General features: G+C 59.5%; 18 protein-coding genes. 8 read left to right on the top strand and 10 right to left on the bottom strand.

The features are described from left to right. Positions 1 to 163 precede the first annotated feature (163 nt). Complete coding sequence (gene gyrA / locus AB8W27_RS06565) at positions 164 to 2,800, bottom strand: DNA topoisomerase (ATP-hydrolyzing) subunit A (RefSeq protein ID WP_015741899.1); 2,637 nt, start codon at positions 2,798 to 2,800, stop codon at positions 164 to 166. Between the two features lie 159 nt (positions 2,801 to 2,959). On the opposite strand from gyrA, the gene ubiG reads away from it, so the two are divergent. The 4 genes from ubiG to yfaE all read left to right on the top strand — a co-directional run bounded on the left by ubiG (position 2,960) and on the right by yfaE (position 7,813). Further along, on the top strand, positions 2,960 to 3,691 hold the full coding sequence (ubiG, locus tag AB8W27_RS06560; protein ID WP_041923757.1) for a bifunctional 2-polyprenyl-6-hydroxyphenol methylase/3-demethylubiquinol 3-O-methyltransferase UbiG: 732 nt from the start codon (positions 2,960 to 2,962) through the stop codon (positions 3,689 to 3,691). Between the two features lie 342 nt (positions 3,692 to 4,033). Then, on the top strand, positions 4,034 to 6,319 hold the full coding sequence (nrdA, locus tag AB8W27_RS06555) for a class 1a ribonucleoside-diphosphate reductase subunit alpha (RefSeq protein WP_041923758.1): 2,286 nt from the start codon (positions 4,034 to 4,036) through the stop codon (positions 6,317 to 6,319). A 107-nt stretch (positions 6,320 to 6,426) separates the two neighbouring features. Continuing rightward, a complete protein-coding gene (gene nrdB, locus AB8W27_RS06550) occupies positions 6,427 to 7,557 on the top strand; it encodes a class Ia ribonucleoside-diphosphate reductase subunit beta (RefSeq protein WP_015741902.1) in 1,131 nt (376 codons plus the stop codon). 1 nt (position 7,558) lies between these two features. Next, positions 7,559 to 7,813, top strand: a complete 255-nt coding sequence (gene yfaE / locus AB8W27_RS06545; RefSeq protein WP_015741903.1) for a class I ribonucleotide reductase maintenance protein YfaE — start codon at positions 7,559 to 7,561, stop codon at positions 7,811 to 7,813. 91 nt (positions 7,814 to 7,904) lie between these two features. Here the strand turns inward: yfaE and glpQ are convergent, their stop codons facing one another. The 6 genes from glpQ to tctD all read right to left on the bottom strand — a co-directional run bounded on the left by glpQ (position 7,905) and on the right by tctD (position 14,746). Continuing rightward, positions 7,905 to 8,963 (bottom strand): glycerophosphodiester phosphodiesterase, encoded by a 1,059-nt coding sequence (glpQ, locus tag AB8W27_RS06540; RefSeq protein ID WP_015741904.1) that lies wholly within the window; start codon positions 8,961 to 8,963, stop codon positions 7,905 to 7,907. A gap of 9 nt (positions 8,964 to 8,972) precedes the next feature. Further along, positions 8,973 to 10,325, bottom strand: a complete 1,353-nt coding sequence (gene glpT, locus AB8W27_RS06535) for a glycerol-3-phosphate transporter (RefSeq protein WP_015741905.1) — start codon at positions 10,323 to 10,325, stop codon at positions 8,973 to 8,975. 350 nt (positions 10,326 to 10,675) lie between these two features. Then, positions 10,676 to 11,872 carry a nicotinamide mononucleotide deamidase-related protein YfaY gene (locus AB8W27_RS06530; protein ID WP_041923759.1) on the bottom strand — a complete coding sequence of 399 codons (1,197 nt, stop codon included), beginning with the start codon at positions 11,870 to 11,872 and terminating at the stop codon, positions 10,676 to 10,678. Positions 11,873 to 11,965: 93 nt separating this feature from the next. Then, the gene (locus AB8W27_RS06525) at positions 11,966 to 12,508 is read right to left on the bottom strand and encodes a YfaZ family outer membrane protein (protein ID WP_032806643.1); all 543 of its coding nucleotides are present in this window, start codon (positions 12,506 to 12,508) and stop codon (positions 11,966 to 11,968) included. 140 nt (positions 12,509 to 12,648) lie between these two features. Beyond that, on the bottom strand, positions 12,649 to 14,085 hold the full coding sequence (locus tag AB8W27_RS06520) for a sensor histidine kinase (protein WP_015741909.1): 1,437 nt from the start codon (positions 14,083 to 14,085) through the stop codon (positions 12,649 to 12,651). Continuing rightward, positions 14,066 to 14,746, bottom strand: coding sequence for a transcriptional regulator TctD (gene tctD, locus AB8W27_RS06515; protein WP_015741910.1), 681 nt, complete (start codon positions 14,744 to 14,746; stop codon positions 14,066 to 14,068). Before tctD ends, AB8W27_RS06520 begins: the two co-directional genes overlap by 20 nt. Positions 14,747 to 14,879: 133 nt before the next feature. On the opposite strand from tctD, the gene AB8W27_RS06510 reads away from it, so the two are divergent. The 4 genes from AB8W27_RS06510 to AB8W27_RS06495 all read left to right on the top strand — a co-directional run bounded on the left by AB8W27_RS06510 (position 14,880) and on the right by AB8W27_RS06495 (position 18,563). Beyond that, complete coding sequence (locus AB8W27_RS06510) at positions 14,880 to 15,860, top strand: tripartite tricarboxylate transporter substrate binding protein (protein ID WP_041923760.1); 981 nt, start codon at positions 14,880 to 14,882, stop codon at positions 15,858 to 15,860. Positions 15,861 to 15,871: 11 nt separating this feature from the next. After that, entirely contained in the window at positions 15,872 to 16,306 is a 435-nt protein-coding gene (locus tag AB8W27_RS06505) for a tripartite tricarboxylate transporter TctB family protein (RefSeq protein WP_165154810.1), read from the top strand. An 11-nt stretch (positions 16,307 to 16,317) separates the two neighbouring features. Further along, positions 16,318 to 17,835, top strand: a complete 1,518-nt coding sequence (locus AB8W27_RS06500; protein ID WP_015741913.1) for a tripartite tricarboxylate transporter permease — start codon at positions 16,318 to 16,320, stop codon at positions 17,833 to 17,835. Positions 17,836 to 17,939: 104 nt separating this feature from the next. Then, positions 17,940 to 18,563 (top strand): DUF2238 domain-containing protein, encoded by a 624-nt coding sequence (locus tag AB8W27_RS06495; protein ID WP_015741914.1) that lies wholly within the window; start codon positions 17,940 to 17,942, stop codon positions 18,561 to 18,563. Here the strand turns inward: AB8W27_RS06495 and menE are convergent. From menE to menB, 3 genes are read right to left on the bottom strand one after another with little or no spacing between them, the layout of a single operon-like run. Continuing rightward, complete coding sequence (gene menE / locus AB8W27_RS06490) at positions 18,540 to 19,931, bottom strand: o-succinylbenzoate--CoA ligase (protein WP_015741915.1); 1,392 nt, start codon at positions 19,929 to 19,931, stop codon at positions 18,540 to 18,542. The two genes, AB8W27_RS06495 and menE, sit on opposite strands and share 24 nt — an antisense overlap. Then, on the bottom strand, positions 19,928 to 20,893 hold the full coding sequence (gene menC, locus AB8W27_RS06485; protein WP_015741916.1) for an o-succinylbenzoate synthase: 966 nt from the start codon (positions 20,891 to 20,893) through the stop codon (positions 19,928 to 19,930). Before menC ends, menE begins: the two co-directional genes overlap by 4 nt. Continuing rightward, positions 20,893 to 21,750 (bottom strand): 1,4-dihydroxy-2-naphthoyl-CoA synthase, encoded by an 858-nt coding sequence (menB, locus tag AB8W27_RS06480; RefSeq protein ID WP_015741917.1) that lies wholly within the window; start codon positions 21,748 to 21,750, stop codon positions 20,893 to 20,895. The genes menC and menB overlap by 1 nt, the downstream gene beginning before the upstream one ends. Positions 21,751 to 21,757 lie beyond the last annotated feature (7 nt).

Here is a 21,757-nt window from a genome sequence, read left to right as displayed (position 1 = left end):
AGGAATGCCGTTAAGGTAGCCGCAAAACCCTTGTGCCGCAACGGCAACGCGATTATCCGGCGATATTCAGAGCAGCCTGGCGCACCGGGCGCCAAAAAAGAAAGGGCCGGTTAAACCGGCCCTTTCAGATGACAAAACGCGAAGTGCGTAAGTCGCGTGACGATTACTCGTCGGCGTCGTCCGCCGCGTCGTCGTCAACGTCGGTTTCCGGCGCGATTTCATCGTCGCCTTCCGCCACGCTGCCGTCGATAGAGTCGAGCTCTTCGTCATCTACCGGTTCGGCGACACGTTGCAGACCCACCACGTTTTCATCTTCCGCGGTGCGGATGAGGATAACGCCCTGGGTGTTACGGCCCACCACGCTGATTTCCGATACGCGCGTACGCACCAGGGTGCCGGCATCGGTGATCATCATGATCTGGTCTGCGTCATCGACCTGCACCGCGCCGACGACCGGCCCGTTGCGATCGGTCACCTTGATGGAGATAACCCCTTTCGTCGCGCGCGACTTGGTCGGGTACTCTTCCACCGCGGTACGCTTGCCGTAACCGTTCTGGGTGGCGGTCAGGATAGCGCCTTCGCCGCGCGGTACGATAAGCGACACAACGCTGTCGCCCTCGCCGAGGCGAATACCGCGCACGCCAGTGGCGGTACGACCCATCGGACGCACCGCGTCTTCTTTGAAGCGCACCACTTTGCCCTGCGCGGAGAACAGCATCACTTCGTCTTTACCTGCGGTCAGGTCGACGCCGATCAGCTCATCGCCCTCGTTCAGGTTCACCGCGATGATACCGGCGGTACGCGGACGGCTGAACTCGGTCAGCGCCGTTTTCTTCACGGTGCCGCTCGCGGTCGCCATAAAGACGTTAACGCCTTCTTCATACTCGCGTACCGGCAGAATCGCGGTGATACGCTCGTTCGCTTCCAGCGGCAGCAGGTTGACGATAGGACGTCCGCGGGCGCCGCGGCTCGCTTCCGGCAACTGGTAGACTTTCATCCAGTAGAGACGTCCACGGCTTGAGAAGCAGAGGATCGTATCGTGGGTGTTGGCCACCAGCAGGCGGTCGATAAAGTCTTCTTCTTTAATACGCGCGGCGGATTTGCCTTTACCGCCGCGGCGCTGCGCTTCGTAATCCGTCAGCGGCTGATACTTCACATAGCCCTGGTGAGACAGGGTGACCACCACATCTTCCTGGTTGATCAGATCTTCGATGTTGATATCGGCGCTGTTGGCGGTGATTTCGGTGCGGCGCTCATCGCCGAACTGATCGCGGATCAGCTCCAGCTCTTCGCGGATTACTTCCATCAGGCGGTCGGCGCTGCCGAGGATATGCAGCAGCTCAGCGATCTGCTCCAGCAGCTCTTTATACTCGTCGAGCAGTTTTTCATGCTCAAGGCCGGTGAGTTTCTGCAGACGCAGATCGAGGATCGCCTGTGCCTGCTGCTCGGTCAGCCAGTATTTGCCATCGCGAATACCGAACTCCGGCTCCAGCCATTCCGGACGCGCGGCGTCGTCGCCGGCGCGCTCCAGCATCGCGGAAACGGTGCCCAGCTCCCACGCCTGGGCGATGAGGCCCGCTTTCGCTTCGGACGGGTTCGGCGCGCGGCGAATCAGCTCAATAATCGGGTCGATGTTGGCCAGCGCAATCGCCAGACCTTCTAAGATATGCGCACGCTCGCGGGCTTTGCGCAGTTCAAAGATGGTGCGGCGGGTCACGACTTCACGACGGTGGCGAACGAACGCCGCCAGAATCTCTTTCAGCGCCATGATCTTCGGCTGACCGTGGTGCAGCGCGACCATGTTGATACCGAAAGACACCTGAAGCTGCGTCTGGGAATAGAGATTATTGAGCACCACTTCGCCGACGGCGTCGCGTTTGATCTCAATGACGATGCGCATACCGTCTTTGTCAGACTCGTCGCGCAGCGCGCTGATGCCTTCGACGCGTTTGTCTTTCACCAGCTCGGCGATTTTCTCGATCAGGCGCGCTTTGTTCACCTGATACGGAATTTCGTGCACGATAATGGTTTCGCGGCCGTTTTTCGGATCGACTTCCACTTCCGCGCGCGCGCGAATGTAGATTTTGCCGCGCCCGGTGCGATACGCCTCTTCAATGCCGCGACGGCCGTTGATAATGGCGGACGTCGGGAAATCCGGGCCAGGAATGTGCTCCATCAGCCCTTCGATGCTGATATCTTCATCATCGATATACGCGAGGCAGCCGTTAATCACTTCCGTCAGGTTATGCGGCGGAATGTTCGTCGCCATCCCGACGGCGATACCGGATGAACCGTTTACCAGCAGGTTCGGGATTTTGGTCGGCATGACGTCAGGGATTTTTTCCGTGCCGTCATAGTTGTCTACAAAATCAACGGTTTCTTTGTCGAGGTCGGCCATCAGTTCATGGGCGATCTTCGCCAGACGGATTTCCGTATAACGCATCGCCGCGGCGGAGTCGCCGTCGATAGAACCGAAGTTGCCCTGACCATCCACCAGCGTATAACGCAGCGAGAACGGCTGAGCCATACGTACAATGGTATCGTAAACGGCGGAATCACCGTGGGGATGGTATTTACCGATTACGTCACCAACGACACGGGCGGATTTTTTGTAGGCTTTATTCCAGTCATTGCCCAACACGTTCATGGCGTAAAGTACGCGACGGTGTACCGGCTTGAGGCCATCTCGGACATCCGGAAGCGCGCGGCCGACAATAACCGACATCGCGTAATCCAGATAGGAGTTCTTTAACTCTTCCTCAATGTTGACCGGTGTAATTTCTCTGGCAAGGTCGCTCATCTGACCGTTATCCCTCTACTGTGTCCCGGATTCAAAGGTCGCAAATTATAACACAGCCGCGGCCTGTTCGGTAAACCGAATAGCCCCGTCAGGCCGCTTTATTCCCCACTAACGCCTGTTATACTCGACGCTCTTGCGAAGAAAGGAGTAGAGGCGTCCATGAATGCTGAAAAACCGCCAGTTGCGCACAACGTAGACTTAGAAGAAATCGCCAAATTTGAAGCTGTCGCTTCGCGCTGGTGGGACACTGAAGGGGAGTTTAAACCGCTGCATCGCATTAACCCGCTGCGTCTGGGCTATATCGCCGAACGCGCCGGCGGTCTGTTCGGGAAAAAGGTGCTGGATGTCGGCTGCGGCGGCGGCATTCTCTCAGAAAGCATGGCCCGCGAAGGGGCGAACGTCACGGGGCTCGATATGGGCGCGGAGCCGCTGGCGGTGGCGCGCTTGCACGCGCTGGAAAGCGGCGTCGAGCTTAACTATGTCCAGCAGACGGTAGAAGAACACGCGGCGCAGAATGCGGGCGCCTATGATGTAGTGACCTGCATGGAGATGCTCGAACATGTGCCGGACCCGCGCTCGGTGGTGCAGGCCTGTGCACAACTCGTGAAGCCCGGCGGCCACGTCTTTTTCTCCACGCTGAACCGCAACGCCAAATCCTGGCTGATGGCGGTGGTCGGCGCGGAATATGTGCTGCGCATGGTGCCCAAAGGCACGCACGACGCCAAAAAGTTTATCCGCCCTTCCGAACTGCTGGGCTGGGTGGATGAAACGCCGCTGGAAGAACGTCATATCATCGGTCTGCATTACAACCCGCTCACCAACCGCTTTAAGCTCGCGCCGAGTGTTGATGTTAACTATATGTTGCATACACAGGCTAAAAAACCGTCCTGATAGACGCTTTTCGTATTAAAAATTGCGCGACGTTCTGTTGCGCAATTTCTTTCCTGACCAGGAAATCAGCGTTCGATCAAAAATTCATTTTTTTTCCTGCCGCCTTGACAAGGCCTCAAGCCCTTATGACATGAGGACTTACTTAATTTCGAGATTTTGCAACCGCAAATTAACACCGAAATCAAGCCTTGTTCTCAAAAGAATCCGGACTAGAATACTCACCATATAGCGTTTCACTTATCTCAAACCCCCTATATATAGTATTTATCCACAGAGTTAGTCACTTGTGGATAAGCGGGGGATATTTTCTATTTTCACGGATTTCACGGACAGGTATTACCCATGAATCAGAGTCTGCTGGTAACAAAACGAGATGGCAGCCAGGAACGCATTAACCTGGATAAAATTCATCGTGTTCTGGACTGGGCTGCGGAAGGTCTGCATAACGTCTCCATCTCCCAGGTAGAGCTGCGTTCTCACATTCAGTTCTACGACGGCATCAAAACCTCCGATATTCATGAGACCATCATCAAGGCGGCGGCAGATCTGATTTCCCGCGACGCGCCGGACTACCAGTACCTGGCCGCGCGCCTGGCGATTTTCCACCTGCGCAAAAAAGCCTACGGTCAGTTCGAGCCGCCGAAGCTTTACGATCACGTCGTGAAGATGGTGGAACTGGGCAAATACGACCATCATCTGCTGCAGGATTACAGCGAAGAAGAGTTTGCGCAGATGGACGGTTTTATCGACCACTGGCGCGATATGAACTTCTCCTACGCCGCGGTGAAGCAGCTCGAAGGGAAATACCTGGTTCAGAACCGTGTGACCGGCGAGATCTACGAAAGCGCGCAGTTCCTCTACCTTCTGGTAGCGGCGTGCCTGTTCTCGAACTATCCGCGTGAAACCCGTCTGGATTACGTGAAGCGTTTCTACGATGCGGTCTCCACCTTTAAAATTTCGCTGCCGACGCCGATTATGTCCGGCGTGCGTACCCCGACCCGTCAGTTCAGCTCCTGCGTACTGATCGAGTGCGGCGACAGTCTGGATTCCATCAACGCCACCTCCAGCGCCATCGTGAAATACGTTTCCCAGCGCGCCGGTATCGGCATCAACGCGGGCCGCATCCGTGCGCTCGGCAGCCCGATCCGTGGCGGCGAAGCGTTCCACACCGGTTGCATTCCGTTCTACAAGCATTTCCAGACCGCGGTGAAATCCTGCTCTCAGGGCGGCGTTCGCGGCGGCGCGGCCACCCTCTTCTACCCGATGTGGCATCTGGAAGTGGAAAGCCTGCTGGTGCTGAAAAACAACCGCGGTACAGAAGCGAACCGCGTGCGTCACATGGATTACGGCGTACAGATCAACAAACTGATGTACCAGCGTCTGCTGAAAGGCGAAGACATCACGCTGTTCAGCCCGTCCGACGTGCCGGGCCTGTATGACGCGTTCTTCGCCAACCAGGACGAGTTCGAGCGTCTGTACACCACATATGAGCAGGACGAGAGCATTCGCAAGCAGCGCATTAAAGCGTCTGAGCTGTTCTCGCTGATGATGCAGGAACGCGCCTCTACCGGCCGTATCTACATCCAGAACGTGGATCACTGCAACACCCACAGCCCGTTCGATCCGGTTGTCGCGCCGGTGCGCCAGTCTAACCTGTGCCTGGAAATCGCGCTGCCGACCAAACCGCTGGACGACGTGAACGACGACAGCGGCGAAATCGCGCTCTGCACCCTTTCCGCTTTCAACCTGGGCGCTATCGACAGCCTGGATGAGCTGGAAGAGCTTTCTACGCTGGCCGTTCGTGCGCTGGACGCTCTGCTGGACTACCAGGATTATCCGATCCCGGCGGCGAAACGCGGCGCGATGGGTCGTCGTACTCTGGGTATCGGCGTCATCAACTACGCCTACTACCTGGCGAAGCACGGCGTGCGTTACTCCGACGGCAGCGCGAACAATCTGACGCACAAAACGTTCGAAGCGATTCAGTACTACCTGCTGAAAGCCTCTAACGAGCTGGCGAAAGAGCAAGGCGCGTGCCCGTGGTTCAATGAAACCACTTACAGCAAAGGCATTCTGCCGATCGACACCTACAAGAAAGACCTGGATGCGATCGCCAGTGAACCGCTGCACTACGACTGGGACGCCCTGCGCGAATCCATTAAGACGCACGGTCTGCGCAACTCCACGCTGTCTGCCCTGATGCCGTCCGAGACCTCTTCGCAGATCTCTAACGCCACCAACGGCATTGAGCCGCCGCGCGGCCACATCAGCATTAAAGCGTCGAAAGACGGTATTCTGCGTCAGGTGGTGCCGGACTACGAGCAGCTGAAAGATAAGTACGAGCTGCTGTGGGAAATGCCGGGCAACGACGGCTATCTGCAGCTGGTGGGTATCATGCAGAAATTTATCGACCAGTCGATTTCTGCTAACACCAACTACGATCCGACGCGCTTCACGTCAGGCAAAGTGCCGATGCAGCAGCTCCTGAAAGACCTGCTCACCGCCTATAAGCTCGGTGTGAAGACGCTGTACTACCAGAACACCCGCGACGGCGCGGAGGATGCCCAGGACGATCTGGCGCCATCTATTCAGGATGACGGCTGCGAAAGCGGCGCATGTAAAATCTAAAACGCAGGGCGGGGAAACCCGCCCTCTTGTTGTTAAGGCCGTAGGGCGGGTAAGCAAAGCGCACCCATCGTCAACAGCCGATATTGTTTGCAGACAGGATTTACGTCATGGCCTACACCACATTTTCACAGACGAAAAACAACCAGCTTCTTGAACCCATGTTTTTTGGCCAACCGGTCAACGTGGCGCGTTACGATCAGCAAAAATATGAAATTTTCGAAAAGCTTATCGAAAAGCAGCTGTCATTCTTTTGGCGCCCTGAAGAAGTGGACGTTTCCCGCGACCGCATCGATTTCCAGGCGCTGCCGGAGCATGAAAAACACATTTTCATCAGCAATCTGAAATACCAGACGCTGCTCGACTCCATCCAGGGCCGCAGCCCGAACGTGGCGCTGCTGCCGCTGATCTCGATCCCGGAGCTGGAAACCTGGGTCGAAACCTGGGCGTTTTCCGAGACTATCCACTCGCGCTCCTATACCCACATCATCCGCAATATCGTCAACGATCCGGCGGTGGTATTTGACGACATCGTCACCAACGAGCAGATCTTAAAGCGCGCCGAAGGCATCTCGCACTACTACGACGACCTGATCGAGATGACCAGCTACTGGCATCTGCTGGGCGAAGGCACCCACAGCGTTAACGGCAAAACCGTGACCGTAAACCTGCATGAGCTGAAGAAAAAGCTCTACCTGTGCCTGATGAGCGTCAACGCGCTGGAAGCGATTCGCTTCTACGTCTCCTTCGCCTGCTCCTTCGCGTTCGCCGAGCGCGAACTGATGGAAGGCAACGCCAAAATCATTCGCCTCATCGCCCGCGATGAAGCGCTGCATCTGACCGGCACCCAGCACATGCTGAACCTGATGCGCAGCGGCGAAGACGATCCGGAAATGGCTATCATCGCTGAAGAGTGCAAACAGGAGTGCTACGACCTGTTCGTGCTGGCGGCGCAGCAGGAGAAAGAGTGGGCGGAATACCTCTTCCAGGGCGGCTCGATGATCGGCCTGAACAAAGATATTCTGTGCCAGTACGTTGAGTACATCACCAATATCCGTATGCAGGCTGTCGGTCTGGATCTGCCGTTCAAAACCCGCTCGAACCCAATTCCGTGGATCAACACCTGGCTGGTGTCCGATAACGTGCAGGTGGCGCCGCAGGAAGTGGAAGTGAGCTCTTATCTGGTCGGCCAGATCGATTCTGAAATCGACCATGACGATCTGAGCAGCTTCCAGCTCTGATATGGGTCGTATTACGCTTCGCGTGACGGGCACCGAGCTGTCGTGCCCGGACGAACACCCTTCTCTGCTGGTGGCGCTGGAGTCACACGCGGTAGCGGTGGAATACCAGTGCCGCGAGGGCTATTGCGGCTCGTGCCGCTGCAAGCTGGTCGCAGGCCAGGTGCAGTGGCTGACCAAACCGCTGGCGTTTATTCAGGAAGGCGAGATTTTGCCCTGCTGCTGTAAACCGCAGGGCGATATCGAGATAGAGATGTAACGATGCCGTATTGTCGGGTGGCGCGACGCTTACCCGACCAGGGAAACCGTCGTACGCAGGCCGGGTCAGGCGAAGCCGCCACCCGGCAATATCAGCGTTTGTCTTTCAAAAAACTCACCGCTTTATCCGGGAAATCAGTAAACAGCCCGTCCACTTCCGCCTGGTTATACAGCACGTCATAAAGCTGATTCACGTCGGCGGCGTACACCGGCAGCTGGTCGGCGCGCACCGTATACGGATGCACCTGCAAATGGCTGGCGTGCGCCTCTTTCGCCATCCCGGTCAGCGTCACGTGGTCTTTGGTCGCGCCTTCCGCCACCAGCATATGGTAATCCGGCCCGATGCCATCGGCGTACTGCGCAATCTGTTTCATGGCGCCCGGTTTAAACATCCAGTCATAGCGATAGTTTACCCACTTGCCATCGGTCTGCTTCTCCTGGGTTTCGTTCCAGTCGGTGTAAGCGATAAGCTGCACCAGCTTCAGATCCATTCCCATTTTCGGCTCCAGCTCATTTTTAATGCGCTTAAGCTCGTTGGCGTCGAAACATTGCAGATACACCTTATCCTGCTTCGTGGTGTAACCATATTTTTTGAGGGTTTCCAGCGTCTTCGCGGCGATATCCTTGCCTTCCTGATGATGGAACCACGGCGCTTTGATCTCCGGGTAAATACCGATGTTTTTGCCGGTGGAGTGATTCAGCCCCTGCACAAACTCAATTTCTTCTTCAAAGGTATGCACCCGGAAATCTGATTTGCCCATCGGGAAGCGGCCAGGGAACGTCTGCACTTTTTTGCCGTTTTCCAGCTCAAAACCTTCGCTGAATTTCAGCGATTTGATCTCCGCAAGCGTGAAATCAATCGCGTAATAACGGCCATCTTTACGCGCGCGGTCCGGGAAGCGCTCCGCCACGTCGGTGACGCGATCCAGATAGTGGTCATGCAGCACCACCAGCTGGTCATCTTTGGTCAACACCAGATCCTGCTCAAGATAATCCGCGCCCTGCGCATAGGCCATCGCTTTGGCCGGCAGCGTATGCTCCGGCAGATACCCGCTGGCGCCGCGATGGGCGATAACCAGTTTCTCCGCCGCCAGCGCGTTTGCCGACATCACGCCAATCGCCAGCGCCGCCAGCGTCATTTTCAGCTTCATCGTTGCTCCTTATGCGCGTTTCGCCAGGGTCGCATGGTGCTGTCTGTGCTCGCCCACCATCACGATAATCAGCAGCAATACCGCCAGAATGCTGCCGCCAATCATCACCATAAAACCGCCATCCCAGCCGAAGAAATCGACGGTATAGCCCACGATAGCGCTCGCCGCTACCGAACCGCCCAGATAACCGAACAGGCCGGTAAAGCCCGCCGCGGTGCCCGCCGCCTTTTTCGGCGCCAGCTCCAGCGCATGCAGACCAATCAGCATCACGGGGCCGTAAATCAGAAAGCCGATGACAATCATGCACGCCATATCGACATGCGGGTTGCCCGGCGGGTTGAGCCAGTAAACGAGGGTGGCGATGGTCACCAGCGTCATAAAGAACACGCCGGTCGCGCCACGGTTGCCGCGGAAAACTTTATCCGACATCCAGCCGCAAATCAGCGTGCCGGGGATGCCTGCGTATTCATAGAAGAAATACGCCCACGAGGATTTATCCAGCGCGAAATGCTTCACCTCTTTTAAATAGGTCGGCGACCAGTCGAGAATGCCGTAGCGCAGCAGGTAAACGAAGACGTTCGCGATGGCGATGTACCACAGCAGCTTATTCGGCAGTACATACTGCATGAAGATTTGCTTCGCGGTCAGCTCTTCTTCGTGCTTCTCGTTATAGTCGTCCGGGTAGTCATTTTTGTATGCCTCAACGGGCGGCAGACCACAGGACTGCGGCGTATCGCGCATCAGGGCGAACGCAATAATCGCCACCAGAATCGCCGCGAAAGCAGGCATATACAGCGCGGCGTGCCAGTCGTTAAACCACGCCATGCCGAGCAGGAACAGCAGCGGCGGGATCCCGCCGCCGACGTTATGAGCGCAGTTCCACACGGAAACAATCCTGCCGCGCTCTTTCTGCGACCACCAGTGCACCATGGTGCGTCCACACGGCGGCCACCCCATGCCCTGGAACCAGCCGCACAGGAACAGCAGCACAAACATCACCATAATGCTGGAGGTCGCCCAGGGAACGAAGCCCATAAACAGCATCACTGCCGCCGCGAGGATCAGGCCTGCAGGCAGAAAGACACGGGGATTCGAACGGTCAGAGACCGAACCCATGATGAATTTCGAAAAACCATAAGCGATGGAAATGCCAGAGAGCGCAAAGCCGAGATCGCCACGTGAGAAGCCCTGCTCCACCAGATATGGCATCGCCAGCGCAAAGTTTTTACGCACCAGATAGTAAGCGGCATAGCCGAAGAAAATCCCCATAAAAATCTGCCAGCGCAGGCGGCGATAGTGCTGATCGACTTCGCCGTCAGGTAGCCTGGCGCGATGCGGGGCGGGTTTAAAAATACTTAACATCTCTGTCTCCTGCTGATGAGGGTTATATCTATTCGTTTTACTTATGTTTCCTTTGCGAGCGTGATAGTAGGCAAAATGCATTATTTATGCTGTGAAACATCGCACAAATTGTTACAGAATTATGACAATCGAAAACAAATGCGCATCGCGTCACGATTATTTTTCGTTCTGTGCGCGTTTATTTTCGATTAAGTCCAAACAGAGGCAGAGAAATGTGGAGGACAGGTGCGGGTGAGCTGAAAAGAACATAGGGCGAACTGCGGTCAGCGCCGCCAGCAGCGTGGCGGGCCTGACATCAAACACTCAGGAAACACGGGCGCCCGGCGATGCACAGGCGCCCCGTTGCGCCGTCAGACCGTGTGCGTCTCGACAACCTGCACCCAACCCTGGCTTGCCGTCACGTCCTGGCCATTCAGCCAGCGGCGCACCAGCGTAAGCGCCATCATGGCGCAAATCTCCTGGCGGATACGCAGCGCGTAACGGCTGGCGTTAAAGCGCAGACGCACGGCCTGCGTGCCCTGCGGCGTGGTCAGCGCGATGTTGATCTCGTCGTCTTCAAAGCTCGCGATGCTCAGCGCCAGATCGGCGAGATGGCGGCTGCGGCGATCGACGTTCCAGTGGGCGGTCTGCGCCAGCGTCTCCACCTGGGCAGGCAGCACTTCGCTCGCCAGCAGCGGCGCGTCGGCACCCGAGAGTTGCAGCGCCAGCAGGCCCGCGGTGAACTGTTCGCTCAGCGTAATGCTCAGTTGCTGCTCGCGCAGGCAGCGCGCAATCTGGGCAGGCAGCGTTTCAGTGCCTTCAAAAATCAGGCTGTCGCCTGCCACCTCACGCACGTGCGGCCAGAGGGCTTCCATCTCTGCGCGACGCGACGCCGGGCCGGTGAGTTTGAGCTCGATAATCGGCGTGGAGGAGCGGTAGCCCATCGCCACGTCCGGCGGCAGCGTCAGGGGATCGAGTTCTGCGGCGAGATCGCTTTCGGAGCGCCCGAACGTGGTGAGTCGCAGGCAGAGCGGCGGCGCGGGGAGCGTAAAGCGCTCACGCAGGCGCGGCAGGATCTCATGCTCCACCATCCGTTTGAATTCAGACGGGACGCCGGGCGTGAAGAAAATCAGACAGCGGTTGAGCTTAATAGCGAACCCGCAGGCGGTGCCAACCGGGTTGTCGATCATTTCGCTGCCCGCCGGCAGCAGCGCCTGTTTGCGGTTACTCGCGGCCATCACGCGCCCGCGCGCTGTGAAAAAGCGCTCCATCTGCGCGAGCCAGCCTTCATGCAGCACCAGCTCCACACCCGCCGCGCGGGCCGCCGCCTCGGCGCTGAGATCGTCGCTGGTCGGCCCGAGGCCGCCGTTGACGATTAAGATATCGGCGTGCTGGCTGCGCTCGGTCAGCGCGGATACCAGCGATTCCAGGCTGTCGCCCACGGTGTTGCGGCGGGTCAGCGGCAATCCCTGATTAAAAAACAGATCGGCAAGCCAGGCGGCGTTGGTATCGACAATCTGACCGTGCAACACCTCATCGCCGGTCGAGAGCATTTCTGTCTGTAGCATTATTTTCTCCGCAGGAAGGGAAGGCTTTACTATAGCGCGCAGAGAAAAGAAGAAGGAGAAAAACAGGCGCAGCGGAACACCGCGCCCGGAAAATCAGAAGCCTGCGCTGACGCCCAGGTACGGGCCATCGGCCACTTTGCTGTCGCGATCGCCATCTTTACCGGTCATGTTGATGTAGCGGTAACCGGCTTCCACGCTGAGCGGACGGAACAGGGAGAAACGCGCGCCCGCGCTGGCTTCCTGGTAGTCGTTCACGCCGCTGGAAAGCGAATCCGGCGAGTAGTAGTAATCGCCGAACAGCGAGATACGCTGCCCGATATCCCAGCGCACGCCGCCGCCGACAGCCGCCGCGTAGCCTTCATCCCCTTCGTTCGGGTTCAGGTAAATGGCCTTGACGCCCGGCGTGACCATAAACGGCCCCAGCGGCAAGTTGAAGCCCAGACCGGCGCCCACAATATCGCCGTGATCGTCATTGTGCGCCCAGTTGCCGGTCAGTTGCAGACCGCTGCTTTCCGTGCCGAAACCGACGCCCATATTGGTGTAATGCTCGCCCACAGAGCCATTGACGCTGATGGCGCCCGCCTGTGTGGCAGCCAGCAGCAGGCCGGCCAGTGCTAAACGAAGTGTGTTTTTCATTCCATGTATCTCAAAAAAAGAAAAAGAGCCCTGCAAACGCAACGCGGCATTGTACCTGTATCGGGGCGGCGATCAATGCGATGCGCTCACCGCCTCCCTGCGGCACGTGAAAAAGGAGAAAACACCTATGCGGAAAAGCATTAAACGGCGCTTTGGCCGCGCGCGGGCGGATGCAGCGGCAGACGAACGCGCACCAGCAGCCCGCCGAGCTGCTCGCCTTTCAGAAGTTCTGCCCGGGTGCGATGCCAGCGGGCGATGTCATTCACCAGCGCCAGCCCCAGCCCGGCGCCGGGGTGCATCGCGGCATTATCGAGACGGCGAAATGGCGTCAGCGCCTGGTCGCGCTGCGCGGCGTCAATGCCTGGTCCGCTGTCTTCCACCTCAAGGCGCGCCTCGCCTGCGTCAAGGCAGACGCGCACCGTCACCACGCCGCCTGCGGGCGTATATTTCAGCGCGTTATCCAGCAAATTGGCGCACAGCTCCGCCAGCAGCAGAGGCTCGGCGGCGACCCACACCGGCCCTTCTTCGCCCTCGTATCCGAGATCGACCGGTTTGCTGCGCGCCTGCGGCAGGCGGGAGAAACAGCTTTCCCGCGCCGCCGCCACCAGATCCACCACGCCGAGCGCGCGCGTCTCGCCCGGCGCCGCGCGCCGCAGCGTCGCGAGCTGCAACAGGCGTTCGGTCAGATCGATAGTCTGATCCAGCGTCGCGCTCATCGCCTGGAGACTTTCGCGCCACTGCGCCGGATCGGGGCTTGCCAGCGCGACGGCCGCCTGGGTTTTCAGCACGGTCAGCGGCGTTTTTAACTGGTGCGAGGCGTCGGCGCTAAAGCGCTCCTGGCGGGCGATCAGCGCGCGCAGGCGGCTGATATAGCGGTTGAAAGCGATGATCAGCAGCCGCGTTTCCGACCACGGCAGCAGATCGGGCAGCGGGGTCAGCTCGCCGGGCGAGCGTCTCACCATCAGGCGCGAGAGCTTGCGCATGGGCTTGAGTACGCGACGCAGCAGCAATCCGGCGAGCACCAGCGTTAACAGCACCAGCCCGCCCTGCGAGAGCGCGGAAGAGATAAGCAACTGCCGCGCCAGCAGATGACGCGACTGCAACGTCTCGGCGACGTAAATCTCCGCCATGCCGTTAATGCCGTCTTCATTGACCGGCTGCAACAGCCGCGCCACTCGCAGCCGCTGGCCCTGATACGTCGTGTGATAAAACCACGCCAGCGCCGGGTAAAGTTCGGTGCGCGCCACGCCGCGCGGCATCGACGGCAGATCGTCATAGCCAGAGATCACCCGCCCGTGCGTATCCTGTACTTTGTAGTAGAGGCGGTCATTCATGTTGCGCTCGACGCTGTCCAGCACCACCCAGGGCACGTCCGCCTGCAATTCGCCATGCTGGACGTTCAGGCGCTCGGCAATAATGCGCGCCGAGGCCAGCAACGTGCGATCGTAGGCCTGGGTCGCGGCATTCAGCGCGCTGACGTAGCTGTTTAAGGCCGAAAAGGCCCACAGCAGCGAGAGCGGCAGACCGAGAAACAGCAGCAGTTTTCCGAGCAGAGATTCAGGGCGCAACCAGCTCATCGCTGCACTCCAGCACATAACCCAGGCCGCGCAGCGTGGTAATTTGAACATTGCTCGCCAGCAGCTTTTTGCGCAGCCGGTGGATGTAGATCTCAATACTTTCCGGGCTGACGTCGTCGCTTAAGCTGAACACCTGTTCGAAAAGTTGCTGCCGCGTGACCGGACGGCGGCGGCGATACATCAGCACGGTTAAGAGCGCATGTTCGCGCGGCGTGAGCGCCAGCGGCCTGCCCTGTAATTCGAAATAGCCCGCGTCGTGAAAGGTCAGCTCGCCGAGACGCTGCGCCTCCTGCACCTGCCCTTCGCTACGGCGCACCAGCGCGCGCAGCCGCGCCTCCAGCTCGCTCAGCTCAAATGGCTTCGGCAGATAATCATCGGCGCCCTCGTTAAGGCCTTTCACCCGGTCGGCCACCGCGCCGTGCGCGGTCAACAGCAACACCGGCACCGCCTGCCCGCGGCGGCGCAGACGGCTCAGCACCTCCAGCCCGCTCATGCGCGGCATTTCAATATCCAGCACCGCCACGGCGTAGCGCTCGTTTTGCAGCAAGTGCTCCGCCGCCAGACCGTCGCCGACGCAGTCCACCGCAAAGCCGGTGTTCGTCAGCGCTTTCTCCAGCCAGTGAGCCAGCTCACGGTTATCTTCCGCCAGTAAGAGACGCATATCACATCCAGTAAAGTTTCTGTCGCGATGAAAGGAAACTGAAAGGCTTTAGTTTTAACAATCATGCAACCGATACGCTACAAAGCAGTTCACATAATCAGAAACATCACGGCAGTCATGCATGAGGATGAAAATGAAAACATCGCTTCTCTCTACCCTGTTAGCAACGTCACTGGCTTTCTCTTTTACCACCGCACTGGCGGCCGAGGCGCCGTCACGCCCGGAATGCATCGCGCCCGCCAAGCCCGGCGGCGGCTTCGATTTAACCTGCAAACTGATTCAGGTGAGCCTCCAGGAAACCGGCGCGCTGGAAAAACCGATGCGCGTGACATACATGCCAGGCGGCGTCGGCGCAGTGGCCTATAACGCCATCGTGGCCCAGCGTCCTGGCGAGCCAGGCACTGTCGTGGCGTTTTCCGGCGGCTCGCTGCTTAATCTCTCGCAGGGGAAATTTGGCCGTTATAACGTCGACGATGTGCGCTGGCTCGCGAGCGTCGGCACCGATTACGGCATGATCGCGGTACGCGCCGATTCGCCGTGGAAAACGCTGGGCGACCTGATGAAAGCGCTGGAGAAAGATCCGAACAGCGTGGTGTTTGGCGCGGGCGCGTCCATCGGCAGCCAGGACTGGATGAAGACCGCGCTGCTGGCCCAGAAAGCGGGGGTCGACCCGCACAAGATGCGCTACGTGGCGTTTGAAGGCGGCGGCGAGCCGGTCACCGCGCTGATGGGCAATCACGTGCAGGCGGTGTCGGGCGATCTCAGCGAAATGGTGCCGTACCTCACCGGTAATAAACTGCGGGTGCTGGCGGTGTTCGCCGATGAGCGCCTGCCCGGCCAGCTCGCTCAGGTGCCGACCGCCAAAGAGCAAGGCTTTGACGTGGTGTGGCCTATCATTCGCGGCTTCTACGTCGGCCCCAAAGTCAGCGATGCCGACTACCAGTGGTGGGTGCAGGCCTTCGAAAAACTCCAGCAAACCGACGAGTTTAAAAAGCAGCGCGATCTGCGCGGCCTGTTTGAGTTCAACCTGACCGGCAAAGCGCTGGATGAATATGTGAAAAATCAGGTCAACGACTACCGCGAGAAAGCCAAAGCCTTTGGCCTTGCGAAATAGCGCAGGAGGATGTGATGAGCGATCGCATTTTTGCCGGGATCTGGATCGTGCTGTGTATCGGCGGGCTGTTTGTGGCCTGGCAGATCCACAGCGAGTACGCCTACGAGCCGGTCGGCCCGCGCCCTTTCCCGATGGGCATTATCGCGCTGATGCTGCTGTGCGCGGTGCTGTTACTGCTGCGCCAACCGGATGTCGTCGCCTGGCCGCATCACGCCGTGCTGCAACGGCTGGTGGTGATGGTGATTGTGTTGCTCCTTTATGCCTGGGGCTTTGAATGGCTGGGCTTTCCGCTCGCCACCGCGCTGCTGACGGCGGTGATCGGCATGCTTTTCGGCGCGCAGCTTCCGGCAGCGCTGGTATCCGGCGTGGTGATGGGCGGCGTGCTCTGGTACGCCTTTGACCGCTTGCTTGACGTGACGCTGCCCCTCGGGGCCTGGCTTAATTAACGGGAGCTTTTATGGATACCTGGCTTTATCTCTCGCAGGGCTTCGCCGTCGCGCTGACGCCCACCAACCTGCTGATTGCGCTGATTGGCTGTTTTGTCGGCACTATCGTCGGGCTGCTGCCGGGCCTCGGGCCGATTAACGGCGTCGCCATTTTGCTGCCGCTGGCGTTCGCGATTCATCTGCCTGCGGAATCGGCGCTGATCCTGCTCGCCACGGTCTACATCGGCTGTGAATATGGCGGGCGCATTTCATCGATACTGCTCAACGTGCCGGGCGACGCGGCGGCGATCATGACGGCGCTGGACGGCTACCCGATGGCGCAGCAGGGGCGCGGCGGTGTGGCGCTCTCCATCTCCGCCGTCAGCTCGTTCGTCGGCTCGTTTATCGCGATTTTCGGCATTATTCTTTTCGCGCCGGTACTGGCGGAGTGGTCGCTGGCGTTCGGCCCGGCGGAATATTTCGCGCTGATGGTGTTCGCCATCGCCTGCCTTGGCAGCATGATGGCGCAAAACCCGCTGAAGTCGTTCCTGGCCGCGTTGATTGGCCTCGGGCTTGCGACGGTCGGCGTGGACGCCAATACCGGCGTGTATCGCTTTACGTTTGACAGCGTACATCTCTCGGATGGCGTGCAGTTCATCGTGGTGGTGATTGGCCTGTTCTCGGTGTCTGAAATTCTGCTGATGCTGGAAAGCACCAGCAGCGGCCAGACGCTGGTGCGTAAAACCGGGCGCATGATGTTTAACGCCAAAGAAGCGGCTGCCTGTACGGGCGCGACGCTACGCTCGTCGGTGATCGGCTTTTTTGTCGGCATCCTGCCGGGCGCAGGGGCGACTATCGCCAGCGCCATTACCTATATGACAGAGAAAAAGCTCGGCGATAAAGACGGCTCGTTCGGCAAAGGCGATATTCGCGGCGTGGCGGCGCCCGAGGCGGCGAACAACGCCTCGGCCTGCGGCTCGTTTATCCCGATGCTCACCTTAGGCGTGCCCGGCTCCGGCACCACGGCGGTCATGATGGGCGCGTTGACGCTCTATAACATTACGCCGGGTCCGGCAATGTTTACCGAACAGCCGGATATCGTCTGGGGGCTTATCGCGGCGCTGCTTATCGCCAACGTGATGCTGCTTATCATGAACATTCCGCTGATTGGCCTCTTCACCCGGATGCTGACCATTCCGCTGTGGTTCCTGGTGCCGGCCATCGCGGCGGTTTCAGCGGTAGGCGTCTACGCGGTGCACAGCACGACGTTCGATCTGGTGCTGATGGTGGGCCTCGGCGTGCTGGGCTATATCCTGCGTAAAATGCACTTCCCGATGTCGCCGCTGATCCTGGGTTTCGTGCTGGGGGAGATGCTGGAGCAGAACCTGCGCCGCGCGCTCTCTATCAGTAACGGCGAGCTCGGTATTCTCTGGCAGAGCGGCGTGACCAAAACCCTGCTTATCATGGCCACGCTGGTGATTGTCGTGCCGCCGCTGGTGAAGCAGCTACGCAAGCGTCAGCTAAAAACGCAGGACGATCCTGCCTCCTGAGGGTAAAACGTCGCTGGTCGCCGCGTAGCGGCCAGCGACGGAAACCATTGTATTTTCGCCGTATCTGCCTGATAGTTACCGTTTCAACTTTCTGGTTATCCGTTATGACCGTCGCATCGTCCCGTTCGGGGTTAACATTCGCAGCGCTGGCGCTGGTCCTGATTCTTGTTTACACCGGTATCAGCGCAGGAGACAAACTCACCTGGCTGATGGAAGTAACGCCGGTCATTATTATCGTTCCGCTCTTGATGGCCACGTATTCGCGCTATCCGTTAACTCCGCTGCTTTATGTGCTGATTTTCTTCCATGCCATCATTTTGATGGTCGGCGGTATGTACACGTACGCAAAAGTCCCCCTCGGTTTTGACGTTCAGGCGTGGCTGGATTTAAGCCGCAATCCTTACGACAAACTGGGACACTTTTTTCAGGGACTCGTACCGGCGCTGGCGGCGCGGGAAATTTTGCTGCGCGGCGGCTACGTTCACGGACGTAAAATGCTCGCCTTCGTGGTCTGCTGTATTGCGCTGGCGATTAGCGCCGTTTACGAGTTGATCGAATGGTGGTCGGCGCTGGCGCTGGGACAAGGCGCGGATGACTTTCTCGGCACCCAGGGCGATCCCTGGGATACCCAGTCGGATATGTTTTGCGCCCTGCTCGGCGCGCTGACCACCGTTTTAGCCTTGAGCCACTGGCATACAAAGCAGCTATTGCACATCCAGCGCGCCTGAGTCAGGAATGGCCTGCTGGTTTACCCAGTCACGTAACGCCCGGCGGGATATTTTAATCCCGCCTGCTTTCAGCGCTTCAGGCAGCCGCAGCCAGCGCACCGGCTGCTGAAAGCGCGCCAGCTTATCGGCGCACCAGCTTGCCAGCACGGACAGGTCGCCCTGTTCGCTGCACTCCACGACCGCCACCGGCCGCTGGCCAAATTCCGCATCATCCTGCGGCACAATAAAAATTTGCTCAATCCACGGATGGGCGGCGATCACCCGCTCCACGTCCTCCGGCTGAATCCCTTCTCCGCCGCTAAAAAAGAGATTATCCAGTCTTCCGAGGAGGGTCAGCCTGCCCTCGTCAATTCTGCCGCCATCCCGGGTGGCGAACCATCCGTGCTCATTGGTCAGCGGGATAATTTTCCCCTCGCGCCAGTAACCTGCGGCCATGCTGTCCGAGCGAAGCCAGACTTCGCCATCGACAATCCGCAACTCGCCTCCCGGCAAAGGCTGCCCGACATCCGCCAGACCATCCGCCTCTTTGGCGCATACCGTGGAGGCAAACTCGGTCAGCCCGTAGCCGCACCAGCAGCGAATACCGCGCTTACGGGCCTGTTCGGTTAGCGCCACCGGGATCGCCGCGCCCCCCAACAGCACCGCTTTAAGCGACACGTCGACGCCGCTATTCAGAAGACGCCAGAGCTGGGTCGCCACCAGGGAGGCATGCGTGCAGCCGTGTAACGCCTGTTCCAGCGGCTGCTTGTCGCGTACCGTCAGGCCTGCGCCCGCAACCAGCCAGCGCCAGAGAATGCCCTGGCCGGAAACGTGAAACAGCGGCAGCGAGAGCAGCCAGTCGTCATGCGGGGCAAACGGTATCATCGCCAGTACGCCCTCAGCGCTGGCAAGATGGGCGCGAAAAGTGTGCACAGCCGCTTTCGGTAGTCCGGTCGAACCCGAAGTCAGCGTCAGGGAAGCGATACGATCTTCTCGCCAGGGCGCCGCGCGCTCGCCTGTGGCTGGCTGCAACGTCAGTGAATGAAGCGCCACCGGCAGACAGCCGCCGTTCAACACCAGCGCATGGCGCAGACCCAACGTCGGCAGCAGTTCAGCCAGCAGGGGCGCGGGCAGCTGCGGATTTAGCGGCAGGACGCGAGCGCCGCACTGCAGCAGGGCCAGCCACGCCAGCAAAGCATCGGGCTGATTATAAGCGCGCAGCAGCACGCCATCGCCGTCGCGAACGCCCTGGGCGTGAAATCCCGCCGCCAGCGCATCAATGCATGCGCACAGTTCCCGCCAGCTTAGCCGCCGCTCGTTCAGGCACAGCGCCTGCGCTTCCCCTCTCAGTCGCCGCCAGTGACGCCACGGCCAGTCAAAAAAGTTCACAGCAGCGGCTCCAGCGCATCCACCGACCAGCACGGCAGCGGGCTGTCAGGCCACGGGCGCACCAGTTGGGCCTGCATCAGCGCGAGCGTATCGAGCCCCGGCGTGACACCCGGCGTCAGCCATGCGGCAAGCCGCGCAAGCTGGGTTAAGCCGAGACTGGATTCCAGAGAGGAGCTGATTACTGCCGTCAGCCCCGCCGCGTGCGCGCAGGCAATCTGCTCGCGCACCCGCTCAAGGCTGCCGGTGAGCGTCGGCTTGATAATCACCGCCCGCAGGCCAGGCTCCGCGGCGACGGTAAAATCCCGCTCGCGCAGGCTCTCATCCCAGGCGATAGCAATGCCGGTTTGCGCCGCGAACGCGCGGGAATCGTCAGGCGTTTTGCAGGGTTCTTCGATAAATTCGATGCGCGAGCGGTACGCCGGATTAACGTACTTCGCGAACTGCTGCGCTTTCACTGGCGTCCAGGCGCGGTTAGCGTCAAGCCGCAGGCGCAGCGCAGGCAGCGCCTCCAGCAGCAGGTTGACGACCATGCCGTCTCGCACCGCCTCATACAGCCCTACTTTGACCTTGGCGACGTTATCGCCGCGCTGCCCGGCAAGGCGCGCGAAGAGTTCATCCGGATCGCCGGTGCACAGCGGCGCGACGTGATAGTTCCCGGCCTGCGGCAGCGTGCCGTGAAGCTCCGCCTGCGCGAGACTTAAGCCGAACGCGACGCTCGCCATCGCCGGCAGCGCAGGGGCATCCCCGCGTTGCCACGCCAGAAGCCAGTCGCGCGCGGCAGGCAGCGCGGCGTCCAGCGTCTCTTCGCTGAATCCCGGCAGCGGCGCGATGTCGCCCCACCCTTCGCGCCCGCTGTCACGCAGGCGCACCAACAGGCCGTCGCGGGTTTTCAGGCGCCGCTCCCGCAGCACCACACCCGCGTCCATCGGCACCTGATAACGATAAAGCTGTGCCGCGCGCATTACGGGTTACGCTTAAATTTGCTGAAATCCGGCTGGCGCTTCTGGTTGAACGCATTGCGCCCTTCCTGGCCCTCTTCGGTCATATAAAAAAGCATGGTGGCGTTGCCCGCCAGCTCCTGAAGCCCGGCCTGTCCGTCGCAGTCGGCATTGAGCGCCGCTTTCAGGCAGCGCAGCGCCATCGGGCTGTTTTGCAGCATTTCGCGGCACCAGCGCACCGTCTCTTTCTCAAGCTCCGCCAGCGGGACGACGGTGTTCACCAGCCCCATATCCAGCGCCTGCCGCGCGTCGTACTGACGGCACAGGAACCAGATTTCACGCGCCTTTTTCTGGCCGACGATGCGCGCCATGTAAGAAGCGCCCCAGCCGCCGTCAAACGAGCCGACTTTCGGCCCCGTCTGGCCAAACACCGCGTTTTCCGCCGCAATCGTCAGATCGCACATCATATGCAGCACGTGACCGCCGCCAATCGCAAAACCCGCCACCATCGCCACGACCGGTTTCGGGCAGGTGCGGATCTGGCGCTGGAAATCGAGCACATTAAGATGATGCACGCCGGAGTCGTCCTGATAGCCGCCGTAGTCGCCGCGCACTTTCTGGTCGCCGCCCGCGCAGAAGGCTTTTTCGCCTTCGCCGGTCAGGATAATCACACCGATATTGTCGTCATAGCGTGCATCCGCCAGCGCGTTAATCATCTCTTTAACAGTGAGCGGGCGAAACGCGTTGCGCACCTGCGGGCGGTTAATGGTGATTTTGGCGATGCCGTCAGTGGATTTCTGATAGCGGATATCGGTGTAGCCTGCTGAACAGTCGAGCCATTCGGCAGGCGCATACAGCATCGCTTCATCAGGATAGATCATGGGAGTT

This window comes from Cronobacter turicensis, from assembly GCF_041222865.1.
Classification (GTDB): domain Bacteria; phylum Pseudomonadota; class Gammaproteobacteria; order Enterobacterales; family Enterobacteriaceae; genus Cronobacter; species Cronobacter turicensis.
This window is presented reverse-complemented; position numbering and strand designations above follow the sequence as displayed.

Coding starts and splice junctions, on each gene's coding strand:
- gyrA (WP_015741899.1), bottom strand. CDS start 2,800: ATGAGCGACCTTGCCAGAGAAATTACACCGGTCAACATTGAGGAAGAG.
- ubiG (WP_041923757.1), top strand. CDS start 2,960: ATGAATGCTGAAAAACCGCCAGTTGCGCACAACGTAGACTTAGAAGAA.
- nrdA (WP_041923758.1), top strand. CDS start 4,034: ATGAATCAGAGTCTGCTGGTAACAAAACGAGATGGCAGCCAGGAACGC.
- nrdB (WP_015741902.1), top strand. CDS start 6,427: ATGGCCTACACCACATTTTCACAGACGAAAAACAACCAGCTTCTTGAA.
- yfaE (WP_015741903.1), top strand. CDS start 7,559: ATGGGTCGTATTACGCTTCGCGTGACGGGCACCGAGCTGTCGTGCCCG.
- glpQ (WP_015741904.1), bottom strand. CDS start 8,963: ATGAAGCTGAAAATGACGCTGGCGGCGCTGGCGATTGGCGTGATGTCG.
- glpT (WP_015741905.1), bottom strand. CDS start 10,325: ATGTTAAGTATTTTTAAACCCGCCCCGCATCGCGCCAGGCTACCTGAC.
- AB8W27_RS06530 (WP_041923759.1), bottom strand. CDS start 11,872: ATGCTACAGACAGAAATGCTCTCGACCGGCGATGAGGTGTTGCACGGT.
- AB8W27_RS06525 (WP_032806643.1), bottom strand. CDS start 12,508: ATGAAAAACACACTTCGTTTAGCACTGGCCGGCCTGCTGCTGGCTGCC.
- AB8W27_RS06520 (WP_015741909.1), bottom strand. CDS start 14,085: ATGAGCTGGTTGCGCCCTGAATCTCTGCTCGGAAAACTGCTGCTGTTT.
- tctD (WP_015741910.1), bottom strand. CDS start 14,746: ATGCGTCTCTTACTGGCGGAAGATAACCGTGAGCTGGCTCACTGGCTG.
- AB8W27_RS06510 (WP_041923760.1), top strand. CDS start 14,880: ATGAAAACATCGCTTCTCTCTACCCTGTTAGCAACGTCACTGGCTTTC.
- AB8W27_RS06500 (WP_015741913.1), top strand. CDS start 16,318: ATGGATACCTGGCTTTATCTCTCGCAGGGCTTCGCCGTCGCGCTGACG.
- AB8W27_RS06495 (WP_015741914.1), top strand. CDS start 17,940: ATGACCGTCGCATCGTCCCGTTCGGGGTTAACATTCGCAGCGCTGGCG.
- menC (WP_015741916.1), bottom strand. CDS start 20,893: ATGCGCGCGGCACAGCTTTATCGTTATCAGGTGCCGATGGACGCGGGT.
- menB (WP_015741917.1), bottom strand. CDS start 21,750: ATGATCTATCCTGATGAAGCGATGCTGTATGCGCCTGCCGAATGGCTC.